18 protein-coding genes and 1 other RNA gene are annotated in these 17,436 nt (G+C 61.8%); 11 read left to right on the forward strand and 8 right to left on the reverse strand.

Annotated elements, in window-relative coordinates; translation table 11 throughout:
* Window positions 1-263: 263 nt before the first annotated feature.
* The 6 genes from rpmG to gatC all read right to left on the reverse strand — a co-directional run bounded on the left by rpmG (window position 264) and on the right by gatC (window position 4,298).
* On the reverse strand, window positions 264-431 hold the full coding sequence (rpmG, locus tag HTT03_RS11765; protein WP_007119221.1) for a 50S ribosomal protein L33: 168 nt from the start codon (window positions 429-431) through the stop codon (window positions 264-266).
* Between the two features lie 159 nt (window positions 432-590).
* Window positions 591-1,005, reverse strand: an RNA gene (gene rnpB, locus HTT03_RS11770) — RNase P RNA component class A.
* A 77-nt stretch (window positions 1,006-1,082) separates the two neighbouring features.
* Complete coding sequence (locus tag HTT03_RS11775; RefSeq protein ID WP_174859966.1) at window positions 1,083-1,772, reverse strand: N-acetylmuramoyl-L-alanine amidase; 690 nt, start codon at window positions 1,770-1,772, stop codon at window positions 1,083-1,085.
* A 3-nt stretch (window positions 1,773-1,775) separates the two neighbouring features.
* On the reverse strand, window positions 1,776-2,486 hold the full coding sequence (locus HTT03_RS11780; RefSeq protein ID WP_174859967.1) for a hypothetical protein: 711 nt from the start codon (window positions 2,484-2,486) through the stop codon (window positions 1,776-1,778).
* Between the two features lie 37 nt (window positions 2,487-2,523).
* The gene (gatA, locus tag HTT03_RS11785) at window positions 2,524-4,011 is read right to left on the reverse strand and encodes an Asp-tRNA(Asn)/Glu-tRNA(Gln) amidotransferase subunit GatA (RefSeq protein ID WP_174859968.1); all 1,488 of its coding nucleotides are present in this window, start codon (window positions 4,009-4,011) and stop codon (window positions 2,524-2,526) included.
* On the reverse strand, window positions 4,011-4,298 hold the full coding sequence (gene gatC, locus HTT03_RS11790) for an Asp-tRNA(Asn)/Glu-tRNA(Gln) amidotransferase subunit GatC (protein WP_174859969.1): 288 nt from the start codon (window positions 4,296-4,298) through the stop codon (window positions 4,011-4,013). Before gatC ends, gatA begins: the two co-directional genes overlap by 1 nt.
* Before the next feature lie 419 nt (window positions 4,299-4,717).
* On the opposite strand from gatC, the gene HTT03_RS11795 reads away from it, so the two are divergent.
* The 3 genes from HTT03_RS11795 (at window position 4,718) to HTT03_RS11805 (ending at window position 6,603) form a co-directional block, all read left to right on the forward strand.
* Window positions 4,718-5,410 carry a metal-dependent hydrolase gene (locus HTT03_RS11795; RefSeq protein WP_174859970.1) on the forward strand — a complete coding sequence of 231 codons (693 nt, stop codon included), beginning with the start codon at window positions 4,718-4,720 and terminating at the stop codon, window positions 5,408-5,410.
* 328 nt (window positions 5,411-5,738) lie between these two features.
* Entirely contained in the window at window positions 5,739-5,897 is a 159-nt protein-coding gene (locus HTT03_RS11800; RefSeq protein WP_174859971.1) for a hypothetical protein, read from the forward strand.
* 16 nt (window positions 5,898-5,913) lie between these two features.
* A complete protein-coding gene (locus HTT03_RS11805) occupies window positions 5,914-6,603 on the forward strand; it encodes a VIT1/CCC1 transporter family protein (protein WP_174859972.1) in 690 nt (229 codons plus the stop codon).
* 78 nt (window positions 6,604-6,681) lie between these two features.
* Here HTT03_RS11805 and HTT03_RS11810 read toward each other — a convergent pair whose 3' ends face one another.
* Window positions 6,682-7,458, reverse strand: coding sequence for a Bax inhibitor-1/YccA family protein (locus tag HTT03_RS11810; RefSeq protein ID WP_174859973.1), 777 nt, complete (start codon window positions 7,456-7,458; stop codon window positions 6,682-6,684).
* Between the two features lie 663 nt (window positions 7,459-8,121).
* Between HTT03_RS11810 and HTT03_RS11815 the strand changes: the two genes are divergently transcribed.
* The 4 genes from HTT03_RS11815 to HTT03_RS11830 all read left to right on the forward strand — a co-directional run bounded on the left by HTT03_RS11815 (window position 8,122) and on the right by HTT03_RS11830 (window position 11,282).
* Window positions 8,122-8,493, forward strand: a complete 372-nt coding sequence (locus tag HTT03_RS11815) for a helix-turn-helix domain-containing protein (RefSeq protein ID WP_174859974.1) — start codon at window positions 8,122-8,124, stop codon at window positions 8,491-8,493.
* A 109-nt stretch (window positions 8,494-8,602) separates the two neighbouring features.
* The gene (gene hisN, locus HTT03_RS11820) at window positions 8,603-9,403 is read left to right on the forward strand and encodes a histidinol-phosphatase (RefSeq protein WP_174859975.1); all 801 of its coding nucleotides are present in this window, start codon (window positions 8,603-8,605) and stop codon (window positions 9,401-9,403) included.
* A gap of 128 nt (window positions 9,404-9,531) precedes the next feature.
* Window positions 9,532-10,866, forward strand: a complete 1,335-nt coding sequence (locus tag HTT03_RS11825; protein ID WP_174859976.1) for an 8-oxoguanine deaminase — start codon at window positions 9,532-9,534, stop codon at window positions 10,864-10,866.
* Window positions 10,863-11,282 (forward strand): CAP domain-containing protein, encoded by a 420-nt coding sequence (locus tag HTT03_RS11830; RefSeq protein WP_174859977.1) that lies wholly within the window; start codon window positions 10,863-10,865, stop codon window positions 11,280-11,282. The genes HTT03_RS11825 and HTT03_RS11830 overlap by 4 nt, the downstream gene beginning before the upstream one ends.
* A 25-nt stretch (window positions 11,283-11,307) precedes the next feature.
* Here HTT03_RS11830 and guaD read toward each other — a convergent pair whose 3' ends face one another.
* Window positions 11,308-12,609, reverse strand: a complete 1,302-nt coding sequence (gene guaD / locus HTT03_RS11835) for a guanine deaminase (RefSeq protein ID WP_174859978.1) — start codon at window positions 12,607-12,609, stop codon at window positions 11,308-11,310.
* Window positions 12,610-12,728: 119 nt separating this feature from the next.
* On the opposite strand from guaD, the gene mgtE reads away from it, so the two are divergent.
* The 4 genes from mgtE to HTT03_RS11855 all read left to right on the forward strand — a co-directional run bounded on the left by mgtE (window position 12,729) and on the right by HTT03_RS11855 (window position 17,436).
* Entirely contained in the window at window positions 12,729-14,132 is a 1,404-nt protein-coding gene (gene mgtE / locus HTT03_RS11840; RefSeq protein ID WP_174859979.1) for a magnesium transporter, read from the forward strand.
* A complete protein-coding gene (locus HTT03_RS11845) occupies window positions 14,129-14,695 on the forward strand; it encodes a 5-formyltetrahydrofolate cyclo-ligase (protein WP_174859980.1) in 567 nt (188 codons plus the stop codon). The genes mgtE and HTT03_RS11845 overlap by 4 nt, the downstream gene beginning before the upstream one ends.
* 61 nt (window positions 14,696-14,756) lie before the next feature.
* Entirely contained in the window at window positions 14,757-15,569 is an 813-nt protein-coding gene (locus tag HTT03_RS11850; protein WP_174859981.1) for a TIGR00282 family metallophosphoesterase, read from the forward strand.
* A 94-nt stretch (window positions 15,570-15,663) separates the two neighbouring features.
* Window positions 15,664-17,436: an SLC13 family permease gene (locus HTT03_RS11855; RefSeq protein WP_174859982.1), complete on the forward strand. Its 1,773-nt coding sequence runs from the start codon at window positions 15,664-15,666 to the stop codon at window positions 17,434-17,436.

The following is a 17,436-nucleotide window of genomic DNA, read 5'->3' on the forward strand; positions in this document are numbered from 1 at the left end:
TGGCGGCTGCTGTGAGTTAAACATACACGGGCAGGGATGACGGCGGCCAAAGCGCCAGTCCATCGCACCAAAGGTGCGTTTTTGCGTTGTCGGCAGGCCTGCGGCGTGGCGGTTGGTCAGGCGCTGCCAGGCGCCCTTGATTTCGGGCATGGTAGGGGCAGCGGCGTTTCAAGTCCCCTAGCGGCGGCTCTAACGACTACTCCCAAACGCAAAAGACCACGCGCATCGCACGTGGCCCTTCAAACCGTTCAAATCAGGCGATCTTACTTGATCTTGCCTTCTTTGTATTCCACGTGCTTGCGCGCAACGGGGTCGTACTTTTTGATGACCATTTTCTCGGTCATGGTACGAGCGTTCTTTTTGGTGACGTAGAAATGGCCTGTGCCCGCGGACGAGTTCAGACGGATCTTGATCGTGGTTGGCTTCGCCATGTGTCTTCTCCTGCTGCAGCGCCGCGCAGGCCTGCGTGAATTCTGAATTTCGGGTTCTAGTCAGACCCGCGCCCGAGTCAACCGCTATTTGCCCGCCCCACGCCAAAAGACGCTGGTTTTGTCGAAAAACCTGTCTTTTGATGCCGAAAGAGCAGGAAGTTGCGCGGAAGGCCTATAAGCCGGATTCTGTACCTGTCCGAAAACAGGCGATGACCATTCCTCTGACCGCACCGTTGCCGATGCGGCTACAGCTGCCAACCCGGACCTGCTGGGGCAGAAGAGCCCCGCCTTTGACCCGAAGATCATCGGCGCGCGGTCCCTATTTGGCATTGCTCCCGGTGGGGCTTGCCGTGCCAGAACTGTTGCCAGCCCCGCGGTGGGCTCTTACCCCACCGTTTCACCCTTACCCCTCGAATGTTCCGGCAAGCCGGACCGAGGGGCGGTTTCTTTTCTGTGGCGCTATCCGTCGGGTTACCCCGCCCGGGCGTTACCCGGCACCGTTTCTTCTTGGAGTCCGGACTTTCCTCTACGTCGCTTTTGCCCCGCAAAAGCGACGCCACGGCAGTCGCACCGTAGGTGCGATGAGAGTGGTCGTCGGTCATGCGACGCGAGTCGACGCAGCGGCCATCCAGCCTTCCGCGCAAGACCGCCCTAGACGGCGGCAAGCCGCGCGTCAATGGGGGCGGGGAGGGCGGCGAGATCGGCGGGGGACAACGGGCCGTGGCCCCAAGGGCGGAACCGCAACCGGACCGTGTTGAGCAGCGTGGCATCGTTGCAGGGCGCGGTGAAGCCTGCGGCATGGGCCGCTTGTCGGAATGTCTCGGCAGTGACCCTTTCAGGCGCAGGACCATTCCCTGCCGCCTGCGCCAGCCCCCGCCGCGCCAGCCGTGCCCAATCGAATCGGGGACCGGGATCGAGTTTGCGCCCCGGCGCCATGTCGGAATGGCCAATGACCCCTTCGGGAGCTATGCCGTGACGGGCCATAATGCCGGGCATCAGCGCTTCTAGCGCACGCATCTGAGGTTCGGAAAACGGATGATCGCCGCGGTTGTCCAACTCAATGCCGATGGAGCGCGAGTTGATGTCGTCTTGCCCCGCCCATTCACCAACGCCCGCATGCCAAGCACGCTGGTTCTCATCGACGAGTTGCAAGATGCGCCCATCGCCGCAGATCAAATAATGCGCGGAAACGGCCGCCGAAGGGTCGCACAGTCGATCCAGTGCCGCGTCTGCGCTCTCCATCGCGGTGTGGTGTAGCACGATCAGATGAGGGCGCAGCCCGCCGCGTCGCGGGCCGCAATTGGGCGAGGGATGCGCCACCACGTCAGGCGCGCGAGCCATGGACTAGCCCTGCGCAGCCCGGCGGAAGGGCGTTGGGTCCCAGTCGCAGGCAAAGCCGTCCCCGTCAGGGTCCATGCCTTTGCGGTCCTTTTCGGGGCCACCGGCGGCAAGAAAGGCGATCTGTGCTTGATCGGCATGGCCGTATTGCGCACAGGCCCGCTCATATTTCCGCGCTTTGTTGAAACCGATGCGGCTGTAGAGTTTCTGGCCGACGGACTGCTTGGTCTGAAGCGCATAGGCGACGATATTCGGGCCGCTGTCAGCGCGTTCGGGCAGGGCTTCGGGCTGGACGACCTGATATTGCGCACGGTTCGCGGCGACGCGGGCGGCGTCGTCCTGAATGCTGCGCTGGTCCGACACCGCGTCGAAGTTGTTTTCGTTCGAAATGCCAACGGCGTTGACCACCGCAGGCGCCGGGTTCGACGGGCTGGCCTGAACCGGCGCGCCGCCGGGGCGGGTGGCAGCAAGCACGCGGGCGGTCTCGGCCGCTGTGGCTTCGGGCGAGCCGTCATCCGGCACCGGGGCGGCTCCTGGCGTGGTGGCCGCGATGGCGCTGTCAATATTGTTGCCGGCAAGTGCCGCATCACGCGCACGCTGCTCGGCCTCAAAGGTCCCATCGCCAAAACCCACGCCACGCCCGGAATCGGGAATCGCCGGTTGGCAGGCTGCCAGAAGACCGCCTGCCGTGATCGCTAGAAGTGTCCGTGTGATCATCTGATCCGCTCTTGCCTGTTGATTAACGCCCGCGGGCTTACCACCATTTTTCCGGCTTGGCCACAAAGCCAGCGGCCTTCTCCAGCGCATAGGCGGAGGACAGCAGTTCGGCCTCTTCCCACGGACGCCCGATCAGCTGCAGACCCAGCGGCAAGCCGGTGGCGCTTTGGCCCGTCGGCAGCGCGACACCGGGCAATCCGGCGAGGTTCACCGTCACGGTAAAGACGTCGTTGAGATACATGGCCACTGGATCGGCGTCCTTCATCTCGCCCAAACCGAAGGCCGCCGAAGGGGTCGCCGGGGTCAGGATGCTGTCGATGCCTTGGGCGAAGACATCTTCGAAGTCCTTCTTGATTAGCGTGCGGACCTTGCGGGCGCGGTTGTAGTAGGCGTCGTAGAAACCAGCCGAGAGCACATAGGTGCCGACCATCACGCGGCGCTGCACTTCGTGGCCAAAACCTTCGGCGCGGGTTTTCTCGTACATCTCAGTGATGCCGTCGCCATGGTCGAGCTTGGCACGGTGGCCAAAGCGCACGCCGTCATAACGCGCAAGGTTCGACGACGCCTCTGCAGGCGCGATAACGTAATAGGCGGGCAGGGCGTATTTCGTGTGCGGCAGAGAGATGTCCACGATCTCGGCGCCCGCGTCCTTCATCATGGCGATGCCGTCTTGCCAAAGCTTTTCGATCTCCTCGGGCATGCCATCCATACGGTATTCGCGGGGGATGCCGATTTTCTTGCCGCGGATGTCGCCAGTCAGGGCCGCTTCAAAGTCCGGCACAGGCAGATCGGCGCTGGTGCTGTCTTTGGCGTCATAGCCGCACATGGCTTCCAGCATGATCGCCGCATCCCGCACGGTCTTGGTCATCGGCCCGGCTTGGTCGAGCGAGGAGGCGAAGGCGACGATGCCCCAGCGTGAGCAGCGGCCATAGGTCGGCTTAACGCCCACGGTGCCGGTGAAGGCCGCAGGCTGGCGGATCGAGCCGCCGGTGTCGGTGCCGGTGGCGGCGAGGCAGAGGTCGGCGGCAACGGCGGCGGCAGAGCCACCCGAGGAGCCGCCGGGTGTCAGTTCCGCCGTGTCATCTTTACGACGCCAAGGGTTCACCGCATTGCCATAGACCGAAGTCTCGTTCGACGAGCCCATGGCGAATTCGTCCATGTTGAGCTTGCCCAGCATCACCGCGCCGCTGTCTTTCAGCTTTTGGCTGACGGTGCTCTCATACTCGGGCAGGAAGCCTTCGAGGATGCGGCTGCCCGCTTGGCTCGGCACGCCTTTGGTGCAGAAGAGGTCCTTGATGCCGATGGGCAGGCCGCACATGGCGGGGGCGTCGCCTTCTTTGATGCGTGCATCGGCGGCGGCGGCCTGTTCCATCGCGATCTCGGGCGTGCTGTGGACAAAGGCGTTGAGCGCGCCAGCACCGTCGATGGCTTTGATGCAGGCTTCGGTCAGGTCTTTCGACGTGGTCTCACCCTTGCGCAGCGCGTCGCGGGCCTCGGCAAGGCTCAGTTTGTTCAGATCGGTCATTATTCTACCACCTTCGGCACGGCAAAGAACCCTTCACGGGCATCAGGCGCATTGGCCAGCACGCGGTCCTGCTGGTCGCCATCGGTGACCACGTCCTCGCGCCGTTTGAGCCGCTGCGGGGTGACGGAGGTCATCGGCTCGATGCCTTCAACGTCCACTTCGGACAGTTGTTCGATAAAGCCGAGGATATTGTTGAACTCTTCCGCCAGCGCCGGGAGCGCGTCGGGTTCAACTTTGATCCGGGCTAGTTTCGCCACGCGTGCGGCGGTGTTTTCGTCGATCGACATGAACATCTCCATCTCTTTGCTGGTCCTCTACCGTTTGGGCGCGGGCCTCGCAAGGGTTTGAGAGGTTGGGACCGGAGCCGGGCGGCGCCAGACCGGGGGATGGCGTTTGCTCGGTGGGCTATAAGGTGAAAAGCGTCGTCGCCTGACCGCAGGTTGGCGATGCGACCGAGGTTGTTGTCACATTATGGTTCAGCCGTGATGTGTGCTTGTGAAGTCTCACCGAGCCGCACCAAATCACCTACCCGGTCGCACCGAAGGTGCGCCTATATATTACTGCACGCCTTTGGCGTGACGCGCGGGCAGGCGATGGCCCGGCGCCTGCGGCTTTATTCCGGGCTGAGTAGCATGGGGAACCGTTTGCTTGATTCCGTCGCAAGGAAGGTCAATTTTGAGGCAAGACAGAAAGAAGGAGCACCCCCATGAACATCATTTGGCTCGGCCACGGCTCATTCCGCATTGAGATCGAAGATCAAGTCCTGCTGATCGACCCTTGGCTGAAAAACAACCCGATGCTCGACGACACCCATCATGCCGAGGCGATCAAAGGCGCCACCCAGATCCTCGTCACCCACGGCCATTTCGACCACACCCAAGACATCGCCGATGTGGCAAGCCGCACAAACGCACCGGTGGCGGGAATGGTGGAACTGATGGGGTGGTTCGAGAGCAAAGGTGTCACACAAACCACCGGCTTTAACAAAGGCGGCACGATCCATGCGGGCAATGTGGCGATCACCATGGTGCCTGCCTCGCATTCCAGCTCAGTCGAAGGGGACAATGGGCCGATCTATACGGGCATGGAAACCGGTTTCATGATCTCGGGCGAAGGCCATACGATCTACCATTCCGGCGACACGGCGATCATGGCGGATATGGATTGGATGGGCGACTACCACAAACCCGACATCGGGATTCTCTCGGCAGGTGGGCATTTCACGATGGACATGGCGCAGGCCGCCTATGCCGCGAAACGCTATTTTGACTTCAAGACTGTCATCCCTTGCCACTACCGCACCTTTGACGCGCTGGAGCAATCTGCGCAGGTGTTGATCGACGGCCTGCCCGGTGTCGATGTGGTCGAGCCGCAGGTGATGCAGCCGATCAAACTTTGACCGACCACGCCAAACGCCCCGGTGTCAGGATTGACATCGGGGAAGCGGCCTATTGTAGACGCGGGAGCTAAAAAAGGCGGCGCCGCCAGATCGGATGTGCAAAGCAGGTTTCCCTGCACCTCAAAGCGCATTGACGTGACCCGTTTGGGGCCTTTCATCCTATGGTCTGCCAGAAGGGTGGAAAGCCCTTTGGCGCAATCGCGATTGCCCTGTGTTCTAGGTGCGATAGCTTATCAAGACCTAAGCACAGCGTGCGGCACCGCCGCAACGCTGTTGCCATGCGCTGCCATAGCCGTGATACATAGAGCCAATCTGCTGGGGAAATATTATGTCTGCCAAAGTGTGTGCCGCGATCTTAGTCCTATTCACAGCGGCCTGTATGCCGATTGAGCAGGCAAAGCCGACCGGAAGCGTTGGCTTCACGGGGATTGGGGGCGACCGCCCGGTGATCTATCCGGTGGACCCGCTGATCTGGCAGCCGAACTAATCCGGCCCATCACGCCATGCCCAAAGAAGGTCACTATATCAACCGCAGTAATTGGCTGCGCGCCGCTGTCTTGGGGGCGAACGATGGTATTGTGTCCTCGGCAAGCCTGCTGGTGGGGGTTAGCTCTGCCGGGATGACCCACGGCAATGTGGTGCTGACCGGGCTTGCCGGGCTGACCGCCGGGGCGCTGTCGATGGCGGCGGGGGAGTATGTTTCAGTCTCTGCCCAGACGGATGTAGAGCGCGCTGATCTGGAGCGCGAGCGCGTGGCCTTGATCGAAGACCCCGATTACGAGTTAAGCGAACTGGCTGAAGGGCTTGAAAACCGCGGCGTTGAAAGCGACCTTGCGCTCGAAGTGGCAGCGCAGATGACCGACCACGATGCGCTGGGCGCGCATGCGCGGGAGGAATTGGGCATGTTCGGCCTTGCCGGGCAGGCCAACCCATTGCAGGCGGCGGGGGCATCAGCGGCGGCTTTTGCGTTGGGGGGCGGGCTGCCACTGCTGGCCGCAATCCTTGCACCTTTGGGAATGCGCGGTGTGGCGGTTGCCGTGGTGGCGATGCTGGCGCTGGTTCTGCTGGGCGCGGGCGGCGCGCGGCTGGGCGGTGCGCCTGCGTTGCCAGCGATACGGCGGGTGGTCTTTTGGGGCGGGCTGGCCATGGCCGTGACCGCAGGCGTCGGACAAATGTTTGGCGTGGTCGCTTAAAGGCGCCTCGCCAGACCCCGCGCATAAAAAAGGCCGGTCCCTTTCAGAACCGGCCCCTTGGTATCAATGCCCGCTGGCTTATTCGCGATTGCCGAAGAGCGAGAGCAACATCATGAACATGTTGATGAAGTCCAGATAGAGGCTCAGCGCGCCCATGATGGCGGCTTTGCCCAGCCATTCAGTGTCGCCGTGATGTGCGTGGGCGAGGTATTCGGTTTTGATCTTCTGCGTGTCATAGGCGGTCAGCCCGGCAAAGATCAGAACACCAATTGCAGAGATCGCGAACATCAGCGCCGAAGAGGCGAGGAAGATATTCACAATCGACGCCACGATCAGACCGATCACGCCCATGATGAGGAAGCTACCCCAGCCAGAGATGTCTTTCTTGGTCGTGTAGCCCCAAAGCGACAGGCCCGCAAAAGCGATTGACGTAATCAAGAAGACCTGCGCGATCGAATAGCCGGTGAAGACCAGGAAGATCGAACTGATCGAGATGCCCATCACGGCGGCAAAAGCGTAGAACACTGTCTGCGCTGTGGCGGCGGACATCTTGTTAATCATCGCGCTAAAGCCGAACACAAAGGCCAGAGGCGCAAACATCACGACCCATTTCAGCGGCGAGGCATAAAGCGCATAGCCAATCTGCGTAAGGTACTTATCTTGGCTCAACTGTGCGGCAGCGGCAGACGGATCGGTCGTAACCGACAGGCCAGAAATGGCCCAGGCTGCCGCAAAGGTGATGAGCATGCCAATCGACATGGTGCCATACACCTTGTTCATATGCGCGCGCAGACCCTCGTCGATCGCGGAGGCGCGCGACCCGGCGGTTGAGCGAATTGTATTGACGTCAGCCATTCTGTGACTCCCATTGGCAAAGTTGCGTGCCGAATGCGCGGCGGCACGTTGTTGGGTTGAATATCGGGTGTGGCGGCGTGGAATTCAAGTCTCTTGACGTCTGATTACAGGCGCTTTTTTAGGCTGATTTTTATCGCGAGGGAGCCGGTCCGGCGGGGTGATTCACGCGATTTCGGGGGAGTCAGAAAAAACTTGACAGCCCCTCTCGCGCAGCGGCCTTCATCTACCACGTCAGATCGGCGGTTTTTTTCCTATCTTGCTGGCCACGCCCGCGGTGGTTTCCAAGCAGATCACCGGTCCTTTTGTGCCGTGGCACGCGCTTTGGTTGCGAGACCTGTGTAGTGCCAAGAACTCTTTGAAAACCGGGATATTCATCTTACGGTTGCTCTCGTGTAACGCGAATAGAGTGTGCGGGCAGGCTGTTGCGTCAAGCCGCCTCGGCGGCCTTTTAACGCCGGTCTCTGCCTGTGGTTGCCGGGGGAAAGGGCGTTTGAAAATAACACTCGCGTGAAATGGCTTTGAAGAAGGCCCTGCAACCGCTATGTTTGTACAGCGGTCCTTGGTTCAACCCCTGCGGTACCGCGGCAGTGCGGAGTGAACGGCAATTTCGCCGTTAAAACAGGGGTCGGCACGGAATGCGTGCCCTAAACTAGGAGTGGCAAGATGGTTCATGTGGTGGACGTGCATGTTGGCAAGCGAATTCGACAACGACGCTGGCTAACCGGGATGACCCAGCAAAAGCTGGCAGAGATGGTTGGTATCAAATTTCAACAAATACAAAAGTATGAGACCGGGGCGAACCGCGTCAGTGCCTCGCGGCTTTGGGACATTGCGGATGCGCTTGGCGTGCCGGTGTCCTTTTTCTTTGAAGGGCTGAAGGAAGACGGTAGCGAAGCGGCGTCAGCCGAGGGGCTGCCAACCGATTTGATGGGCGACAAGGAGGCGATGGAACTGGTCCGTTCCTATTACGCCATCCCCGAAAATCAGCGCCGCCGTCTGTTTGAACTGGCGCGTGTGTTGAGCGATGTGGCCTGAGCGCGTCGTGGGTTTCAAGCCGATTGGCGACCGCCCGTTCCGCCGAAGGCGTTATGGCTTTTGAGGGCTGAGGCTTGCGCAAAGAGTGGCAAACTGCCAAGCCTTTAACATGGTGAACACAATAGATTTTGATCCCGATATCCGCCGTGTGGCGCATTTGATGGCTGATGCGGCGCGGGCTGTGATCTTGCCTTATTTTCGTGCGCTTGATCTGATCGCTGACAACAAGCTCGGCGCCGGGTTCGATCCGGTGACAGAGGCCGACCGCGCCGCGGAACGTGCCATGCGCGAGGTCTTGGCCCGCGAGCGGCCTGCAGATGGTATCTTGGGCGAGGAATATGGCGCGCAGCCGGGGACGTCGGGACTGACATGGGTGCTGGACCCGATTGACGGCACGCGCGGCTTTCTGAGCGGCACGCCCACTTGGGGGGTGTTGATCGCGGTAAGTGATGCTGCCGGCCCATTTTACGGCATCATCGACCAACCCTATATTGGCGAGCGGTTTGAGGGTGCGCCGGATGGGGCCAGACTGACCGGCCCGCATGGTGAGAAACCTCTACGCACGCGCGCACCGCGTGATCTGCGGCAGGCCATCGTCTTTACAACCTTTCCCGAAGTCGGAACCTCGCAGGAGGGGGCGGCTTTTCGGGCGGTGGCCTCCCAGGCTTTGCTGACGCGCTACGGCATGGACTGCTACGCCTATGCGCTGGTTGCAGCGGGGCAGATTGATCTGGTGATCGAAGCCGGATTGAACGCTTATGACATCCAAGCGCCCATCGCGGTGGTGCAGGCTGCAGGCGGGATCGTGACCGATTGGCAGGGCAACCCGGTACATGAGGGCGGGTGCGCTGTCGCGGCAGCCAATGCCGAGATTCACGCGCAGGCCTTGGCGCTCCTCTCAACCTGCTAACGTCGAACGCCCCTGCGTTGACGGAGGCTTCGACGCTGGCTTATAAATGGGCGCAGGCCGGTTCTCATGCCCGTTTTCCGCTGGCCTTTTGCACTCTTCATGAGACGGGCAGAAGAAGAGTGTGACCTATGACCGAAGTCCTCATCCGCGCAGCGGACCATCTTGTTACCATGGACGACGACCGCCGCGAACTTGCAGGTGCAGACCTGTTGCTCCGCGACGATGTGATTGTGCAGATCGGGCAGGGATTGCAGACCACGGGCGAGGTGGTCGAAGCGAAAGGCTGTGTCGTGACGCCGGGCTTGGTGAATACGCACCATCACCTGTATCAAAGCATGACCCGCGCGGTGCCGGGCGCACAGGATGCGCTGCTCTTTGGCTGGCTGCAACGGCTCTATCCCATCTGGGCGCGGATGGGGCCGGAGCATATGTTCGTCTCGGCACAGATCGGGCTGTCGGAGCTGGCGCTGTCGGGCTGTAGCCTCAGTTCGGACCACCTTTATCTTTATCCCAATGACGTGCGGCTAGAAGATACGATCCATGCTGCGGCGGAACTGGGGTTGCGGTTTCACCCCACGCGCGGCTCGATGAGCATCGGCGAGAGCGCCGGGGGGCTGCCCCCTGACAGGCTGGTGGAACGGGAGGCCGCGATCCTTGAGGACAGTATCCGGGTGGTCGACGCCTTTCACGACCCGGCGGAGGGCGCGATGTGCCGGGTGGGGTTGGCCCCCTGTTCGCCCTTCTCCGTAAGCCGCGAATTGATGCGCGACACGGCGCTTTTGGCGCGGGACAAGGGCGTGATGTTGCACACGCATCTGGCGGAAAATGCAGAGGATGTGGCCTATTCGCTTGAGACATTCGGCTGCCGTCCCGGTCAATACGCCCATGACCTTGGCTGGCTTGGCGATGATGTCTGGCATGCTCATTGTGTGGAGCTTGACGGGGGCGAGATTGATCTCTTTGCGCGGACGCGCACCGGGGTCGCGCATTGTCCCTGTTCGAACTGCCGTTTGGGCTCGGGCATCGCGCCGGTGCGGGCGATGCTGGATGCAGGCGTGCCAGTGGGACTTGGGGTTGATGGCTCGGCCAGCAATGACAGCGGCAATATCGCCAGCGAAGCGCGGCAGGCGATGCTTCTGCAACGCGTGGCGCAGGGGGCGGATGCCATGAGCCCGCGGGCGGCGCTGGAACTGGCGACGCGGGGCGGGGCTGATGTGCTGGGGCGGCCGGACTGCGGGCGGCTCGCGGTCGGCAAACGCGCAGATGTGGCGATTTGGGACGTGTCGGGCGTGGCGAGCGCGGGAAGCTGGGACCCGGCTGCGCTACTTCTTGCCGGCCCGACGGGGGTGCGCGACCTTTTCGTTGAAGGCCGTCAGGTGGTGCGCGATGGTCAGATCACGACGATCGACCTCGCCGCACAGGTGGCGCGACAGAACGAATTGGCGAAAGGCTTGGCTGAATGAGGCCATTGTTACTATCAATCCTGATGTTGGCCGGACTGCCAGCAATCGCCGACCCCATCGGGTTGGAGCGGGTGAACGCGCTGCGGGATATGCAGGGGCGCAAACCGTTGATCTATGACAGCCGCTTGGCGCAGGCGGCGGGGACACATGCCACCGACATGGCCAAACACGGCTATTTCAGCCATCAAGGCCGCGATGGCACGGACGTGGGCCGACGCGCGGCGATGGCGGGCTATCAATGGTGCTTCGTGGCCGAGAATATCGCCAAAGGGCAGCAGTCGTTGGACGACGTTATAACCGGATGGGCCAAGTCACCGGGGCATTACCGCAATATGATCGACAGCCGTGCCGAAGAAATGGCGCTGGTACATGCCGAAGGGGATGTGTGGGTCATGGTGCTGGGTGCCGCCTGCTGATTTGACCCCGTGCGCGGGGGGCGGGTTACGCCCTGCCGCCCTGACGCTTGCCCGCGACCCAAACATCCTTCACCGCGCGATCATCGCCCATCATGATGGTGGCAAACAGGCTTTCCCAAATGTCGTTGGCCGCCGCGTGACGCTGTGCAATGGCGGGGGTGGAGTCGAGCGATAGCACGGTGATATCCGCCTCCATCCCAGTGGCGAGGCTGCCGACCTTATCCTGCAAATGCAATGACCGCGCCGACCCTGCGGTGCCAAGCCAGATCAGCTGCGCCGCGTGCAGCGGTGTGCCGCGCAACTGGCCGACCTCATAAGCCGCCGCCATGGTGCGCAGCATCGAGAAGGACGAGCCGCCGCCGGTGTCCGTGGCCAGTGCCAAAGTGATGTTTCGTTTGGCAAGGCCAGTCATGTCAAACAGTCCCGACCCGATAAAGGTGTTCGACGTTGGACAATGGACAAGCGCGCCGCGCACGTCGGCCAAACGGTCAATCTCGCGCGGCTCTAAGTGAATCGCATGGCCGTACAGCCCGCGCTCGCCCAGCAGGCCGTGGGCTTCATAGGTGTCGAGGTAGTCGCGGGCTTGGGGGTAGAGGTCTCGCACCCATGCGATCTCATCTGTTTGTTCGCTCAGGTGGGTCTGCATCAGGCAGGTCGGATGCTCCGCCCAAAGCGCACCAAGGGCCGAAAGCTGCTCGGGTGTTGAGGTGGGCGAGAAACGCGGGGTGATGGCATAGCTCGCCCGGCCTATTTCGTGCCAGCGTTCGATCAGCGCTTTGCTGTCGTCATAGGCCGATTGCACCGTGTCACGCAGCCCTTCGGGGGCGTTGCGGTCCATGCAGGTCTTGCCCGCAACGATCCGCTGGCCGCGCTCCGCCGCCGCCTGAAACAGCGCGTCGGCGCTATGGGGGTGGATTGTGCAATAAGACGCGACCGTGGTGGTACCATGCGCCAGCGTCAGGTCCAGATAGCGTGCTGCGATCTCTGCCGCATAGGCGGGATCAGACAGGCGCATCTCTTCGGGGAAAGTGTAGCTGTTGAGCCAATCAATCAGCCGCTTACCCCAAGACGCGATGATCGCGGTCTGCGGGTAATGCACATGGGCGTCAACAAAGCCGGGGCAGATCAGCGCATTTGTGTAGCGGGTCACCTCGGCCTGCGGATGCGCCGTGCGCAGTTTCTCTCCATTGCCGACAGCGGCGATATGGCCGTTTTCGATCAATACACCGCCTGCGCTGTCGATCTGAACGGCATCTTCCCAAGCGCTTTGCATCGGGTTGCCGGAATAGGTGAGCGTCGCGCCCAAAAGGAGTCGTTGATTTGTCATGCCAGTGGTTTAGGTGACGCCGGGACGGGGAACAATAGCGAAGCGTCGCGCGTGGCATTGTGCCAACTGGGGCGCTTGCATATGGTCAGCCCCAAAATCACAGGCAGGGAGAACGCTGGATGTCAGAGCAGATCGAAGAGCTGGATCCGGCGGCCACCCCAGAGGATGAGGCCGAAGCCTATATGCTCGACCGCAAGGCGGTGGCCGCGATCCTTGAGACCGTGGAGGCCGGGGATCAGGCCCATCTGACCCAATTGATGGAGCCGCTGCACGCCGCCGACATCGCTGACCTTTTGGAACAGATCGACGAGGCTGACCGCGCGGCGCTGATCCGGCTTTATGGGCAGGAGTTTGACGGGGAGATCCTGTCGGAACTCGACGAGTCGATCCGCGAAGAAGTCATCGCGATTCTGACACCACAGGTGCTGACCCAAGCGGTACGCGAGCTTGACAGCGATGATGTTGTCGACCTGATCGAAGATCTTGAGGGCGCGCAGCAGGAAACCATCCTCGACGCGCTGAAGGAAACCGACCGCGTTGCCGTTGAACAGGCCTTGAACTGGCCGGAGTATTCCGCAGGCCGGATGATGCAGCGCGAGGTCGTCATGGCACCTGAGCATTGGACCGTGGGCCAAGCCATCGACCACCTCCGCGCCACGCCAGAAGAAGACCTGCCCGATCAGTTTTACCACATCGTCATGGTCGACCCGCGTCTGCGTCCGGTGGGCAATGTCACGCTGGGCAAGCTCATGCGCTCGCGCCGCGAGACGCGGCTGGCGGATATCTTGGAGGAGACCTTCCAGATCATCCCCGCCACGCGCGAAGAGGGGGATGTCGCCTATGCCTTTAACCAATACCACCTGATCTCTGCCCCTGTGGTGGACGAGGAGGGGCGCTTGATCGGTGTCATCACCATCGATGATGCGATGACAGTATTGGACGAGGAGCACGAAGAAGACATTCTGCGTCTGGCGGGCGTGGGCGAGGGGTCTTTGTCGGACCGTGTGTCGGAAACCACCAAACAACGTCTGCCGTGGCTGGCGGTAAACCTCGTCACGGCGATTGCGGCCTCCATGGTGATCTCTCAGTTCGAGGCGGCAATTGCGCAGATCGTGGCGCTGGCGGTCTTGATGCCGATCGTGGCCTCCATGGGCGGCAATGCAGGCACGCAGAGCCTGACCGTGGCGGTGCGCGCGATTGCGACCAAGGATTTGACCGGCTCCAACGTCTGGCGGGTGATCCGGCGGGAGTGTTTGGTAGGGCTGGTCAACGGGCTGATCTTTGCGGTGATTATGGGGGTCGTCGGTGTGGTTTGGTTTGGCTCACCGGGGCTGGGCTATGTGATTGCCGCAGCGATGGTGATCAACCTTGTGGTGGCCGGTCTGGCCGGGACAGGGATTCCCATTGTGTTAGAGCGCATCGGCGTGGACCCGGCGCTGGCATCGGGGGCATTTGTAACGACAGTGACTGATGTGGTGGGCTTTTTCGCCTTCCTCGGTCTGGCGGCATGGGTGCTGCTATGAACGACGCGGCCACTCGCAAGGCTGCCGCCCGCAAGGCCGCTTTTGCCCGGCGCAAACCTCTGTTTGAGCAGGCGAACGCGGCGCAGGCGGGCTATCTGTCCGAAGTCTTGGCCGGTTATCGCGGCGTGCCGCTGTCTGGCTTTATGCCGATCCGAACCGAGATTGATCCGCGCCCGGCCATGGCCGAAGCCTGCGCGCATGGGCCGGTGGGTGTGCCGGTGATCATGTGGCCTGACCACCCGCTTTCCTTCTCGCGTTGGACCCCGGAGACGCGGATGGTGGCAGGGACTTTTGGCGCGATGATCCCGGAGCATAACGACTTCTTTGAGCCGGAAATCGTGATTGTACCGCTTTTGGCGTTTAACCGCGCCGGCGCGCGGTTGGGCTATGGCGGCGGCTTCTATGACCGGACGCTGGAAATGCTGCGGGCGCGGCGGGCCACATTGGCGATTGGTTTCGCCTTTGCGGGGCAGGAGTGGGATGACATCCCGCTGGAAGACACCGATGAGCCGTTGGACATGATCGTGACAGAGGCCGAGGTGATCGAGATCACGCGCAGCTAACCCCTCGGCCCATGTGGAATAAGGGTTGCCGCCAAGCGACGCGCGTCCTAGTCCATAGCACATGAAAATTTTGTTTCTTGGCGATGTGATGGGCCGGGCCGGACGGCGGGCGATCACGGAAAATCTGACCCGACTGCGGCGCGAGTGGAAGCTCGATTTCATCGTGGTGAATGGCGAGAATGCGACCGGGGGCATGGGGCTTTCTGGCGCGCATGCCAAGACGCTGCTGGATGCGGGCGCGGATTGTCTGACCCTTGGCGATCACGCTTTCGACCAAAAAGACATGCTCAGCTTTATAGAGCAGGAGCCGCGCGTCATCCGCCCGTTGAACTTTTCCAAATCCGCGCCGGGCAAGGGGGCCAAGCTGTTCACTGCGCAGAACGGCAAGAAGGTTCTGGTGACCCAAGCGCTCGGCCAAGTCTTTATGAAGCGGCCCTTTGATGATCCTTTCTCCGCGCTGGAGCCGGTGCTGAAAACGCATCCTCTGGGCGGGATGGCGCAGGCGATCATTGTTGACATGCATTGCGAGGCGACGAGCGAGAAGATGGCGATGGGCCATTGGTGTGACGGGCGGGCGAGCCTTGTGGTTGGCACCCATACCCATGTGCCCACGGCGGATGCGATGATCCTGCCGGGCGGGACGGGCTATCTGACGGATGCGGGCATGTGCGGCGATTATCATTCGGTGATTGGCATGGACAAGACCGAGCCGTTGCGCCGGTTCATCACCGGGATGCCACGCGAACGCTTTACCCCCGCCAATGGGGAGGCCACGCTGTCGGGCGTCTATATTGAGACCGATGACCGCACTGGTCGGGCCACACGTATCGTTCCGGTGCGTGAAGGCGGTGTCTTGCAGGCCAGCGCACCCTGAAAGCGGAGGGCGGGCCGCTGCGCGTGACGCTTGCGCCATCTGCGGCAATCGGGGTAACTGGACAACGCGCTTGTGCCCGAACGACAGGTTCTTAATGGAATTCTTTAGCTTCTCTCCGATGGAGACGTCGGTGCTCACCTTGGTGGTCGTCGGCATGATGTTCGTGCTTTTCCTGCGCGAAGCCTTTCCGACCGAAGTGGTCGCCATCGCCGGGGCGGCGCTGCTGCTCGCGCTTGGCGTGCTGCCCTATGACGACGCGCTTGAGGTGCTGTCGAACCCGGCCCCTTGGACCATTGCGGCGATGTTTATCATCATGGGCGCGCTGGTGCGCACCGGCGCGCTGGACGTGCTGACGCGGCTGGCCGAGCGCACGGCCAAAACCCACCCGAAATCCGCCGTGGCGGGGGTGATCCTGACGGTCATGGCGGCCAGCGCGATCATGAACAACACGCCGGTGGTGGTGGTGATGATCCCGGTGGTGGTGCAGTTGACGCGCACGTTGAACACCAAGGCATCTAAGTTGCTGATTCCGCTGAGCTATGCGGCGATCATGGGGGGCTCGCTGACGCTCATCGGGACCTCGACCAACTTGTTGGTGGATGGTGTGGCACGCAGCCAGGGAATGGCGCCTTTCGGTATTTTTGAAATCCTCCCCGTGGGGCTCGTGGTTTGCGCCTGGGGGCTGGTTTACATGCTGCTCTTTGCCGACAGGCTGCTGCCTGCGCGCGACAGTATGGCGAATATGCTGTCCGACCGCTCCAAAATGAAGTTCTTCACCGAGGCGGTGATCCCGCCGGACAGCAACCTGATCGGGCGCGAGGTGCTGGACGTGCAGCTTTTCAAACGCGAGGGCGTGCGGCTGATTGACGTGGTGCGGGGCGACGAGTCGCTGCGGCGGAACCTCAAAGGGGTGGCCCTGCAAGTGGGGGACCGTGTGGTGTTGCGGACCCAAATGACCGAATTGCTCAGCCTGCAAAACAACAAGGAATTGCGGCGGGTGGATCAGTTGTCGGCGGTGGAGACCACGACTGTTGAGGTGTTGATCACGCCGGGGTGCCGGATGGTGGGGCGCAGCTTGGGCTCCATGCGGCTGCGGCGGCGCTATGGGGTCTATCCGCTGGCGGTGCATCGGCGGAACCAGAACATCGGTCAACAGCTCGATCAGTTGATCGTCAAAGTGGGCGACACGCTGCTGCTGGAAGGGGCTGCGGAGGATATTCAGCGGCTGGCGAGCGACATGAACCTTGTCGATGTCACACAGCCTTCGGCCCGCGCCTTTCGCCGCAGCCACGCGCCGATTGCCATTGCGGCGCTGGTGGGGATCGTGGTGCTGGCGGCCTTTAACGTGGCGCCGATCTTGGCCTTGGCGGTGATCGCTGTGGCGATTGTCTTGGTGACCGGCTGCATTGATGCGGAGGAGGCGTTTTCCTTTGTCGAGGGGCGGTTGCTGGCGTTGATTTTCGCGATGCTGGCCGTGGGGGCGGCTTTGCAGAACTCCGGGGCCATCACGCTGATTGTCGAGAATATCGCGCCGGGGCTGGCGCAGTTGCCGCCTTTCTTTATCATTTGGGCGGTGTTTTTGCTGACCACCGTGCTGACCGAGATTGTAAGCAACAACGCTGTGGCTGTCATTATGACGCCCATCGCCATCAGCCTTGCGACCGCTTTGGCGATGGACCCGCGCCCGCTTGTGGTGGCGGTGATGATTGCGGCGTCCTGCGCCTTTGCCACGCCAATCGGCTATCAGACCAACACGCTGGTGTACGGGCCGGGGGGCTATAAGTTCACCGACTTTATGCGCATCGGCGTGCCGTTGAACCTGAGCCTGTCGCTGTTGGTGAGCGCGGTGATCCCGCTTTTGTGGTAA

The organism is Sulfitobacter maritimus (assembly GCF_013346665.1).
Lineage (GTDB): Bacteria > Pseudomonadota > Alphaproteobacteria > Rhodobacterales > Rhodobacteraceae > Sulfitobacter > Sulfitobacter maritimus.

What these genes read in the sequence shown, in the direction of transcription:
- HTT03_RS11805 (WP_174859972.1), top strand. Translation starts at nt 5,914, where the DNA reads ATGCCCAAAGAAGGTCACTATATCAACCGCAGTAATTGGCTGCGCGCC.
- mgtE (WP_174859979.1), top strand. Translation starts at nt 12,729, where the DNA reads ATGTCAGAGCAGATCGAAGAGCTGGATCCGGCGGCCACCCCAGAGGAT.
- HTT03_RS11800 (WP_174859971.1), top strand. Translation starts at nt 5,739, where the DNA reads ATGTCTGCCAAAGTGTGTGCCGCGATCTTAGTCCTATTCACAGCGGCC.
- HTT03_RS11815 (WP_174859974.1), top strand. Translation starts at nt 8,122, where the DNA reads ATGGTTCATGTGGTGGACGTGCATGTTGGCAAGCGAATTCGACAACGA.
- gatA (WP_174859968.1), bottom strand. Translation starts at nt 4,011, where the DNA reads ATGACCGATCTGAACAAACTGAGCCTTGCCGAGGCCCGCGACGCGCTG.
- HTT03_RS11825 (WP_174859976.1), top strand. Translation starts at nt 9,532, where the DNA reads ATGACCGAAGTCCTCATCCGCGCAGCGGACCATCTTGTTACCATGGAC.
- HTT03_RS11855 (WP_174859982.1), top strand. Translation starts at nt 15,664, where the DNA reads ATGGAATTCTTTAGCTTCTCTCCGATGGAGACGTCGGTGCTCACCTTG.
- HTT03_RS11795 (WP_174859970.1), top strand. Translation starts at nt 4,718, where the DNA reads ATGAACATCATTTGGCTCGGCCACGGCTCATTCCGCATTGAGATCGAA.
- guaD (WP_174859978.1), bottom strand. Translation starts at nt 12,609, where the DNA reads ATGACAAATCAACGACTCCTTTTGGGCGCGACGCTCACCTATTCCGGC.
- rpmG (WP_007119221.1), bottom strand. Translation starts at nt 431, where the DNA reads ATGGCGAAGCCAACCACGATCAAGATCCGTCTGAACTCGTCCGCGGGC.
- HTT03_RS11810 (WP_174859973.1), bottom strand. Translation starts at nt 7,458, where the DNA reads ATGGCTGACGTCAATACAATTCGCTCAACCGCCGGGTCGCGCGCCTCC.
- HTT03_RS11845 (WP_174859980.1), top strand. Translation starts at nt 14,129, where the DNA reads ATGAACGACGCGGCCACTCGCAAGGCTGCCGCCCGCAAGGCCGCTTTT.
- HTT03_RS11850 (WP_174859981.1), top strand. Translation starts at nt 14,757, where the DNA reads ATGAAAATTTTGTTTCTTGGCGATGTGATGGGCCGGGCCGGACGGCGG.
- HTT03_RS11775 (WP_174859966.1), bottom strand. Translation starts at nt 1,772, where the DNA reads ATGGCTCGCGCGCCTGACGTGGTGGCGCATCCCTCGCCCAATTGCGGC.
- HTT03_RS11780 (WP_174859967.1), bottom strand. Translation starts at nt 2,486, where the DNA reads ATGATCACACGGACACTTCTAGCGATCACGGCAGGCGGTCTTCTGGCA.
- HTT03_RS11830 (WP_174859977.1), top strand. Translation starts at nt 10,863, where the DNA reads ATGAGGCCATTGTTACTATCAATCCTGATGTTGGCCGGACTGCCAGCA.
- hisN (WP_174859975.1), top strand. Translation starts at nt 8,603, where the DNA reads ATGGTGAACACAATAGATTTTGATCCCGATATCCGCCGTGTGGCGCAT.
- gatC (WP_174859969.1), bottom strand. Translation starts at nt 4,298, where the DNA reads ATGTCGATCGACGAAAACACCGCCGCACGCGTGGCGAAACTAGCCCGG.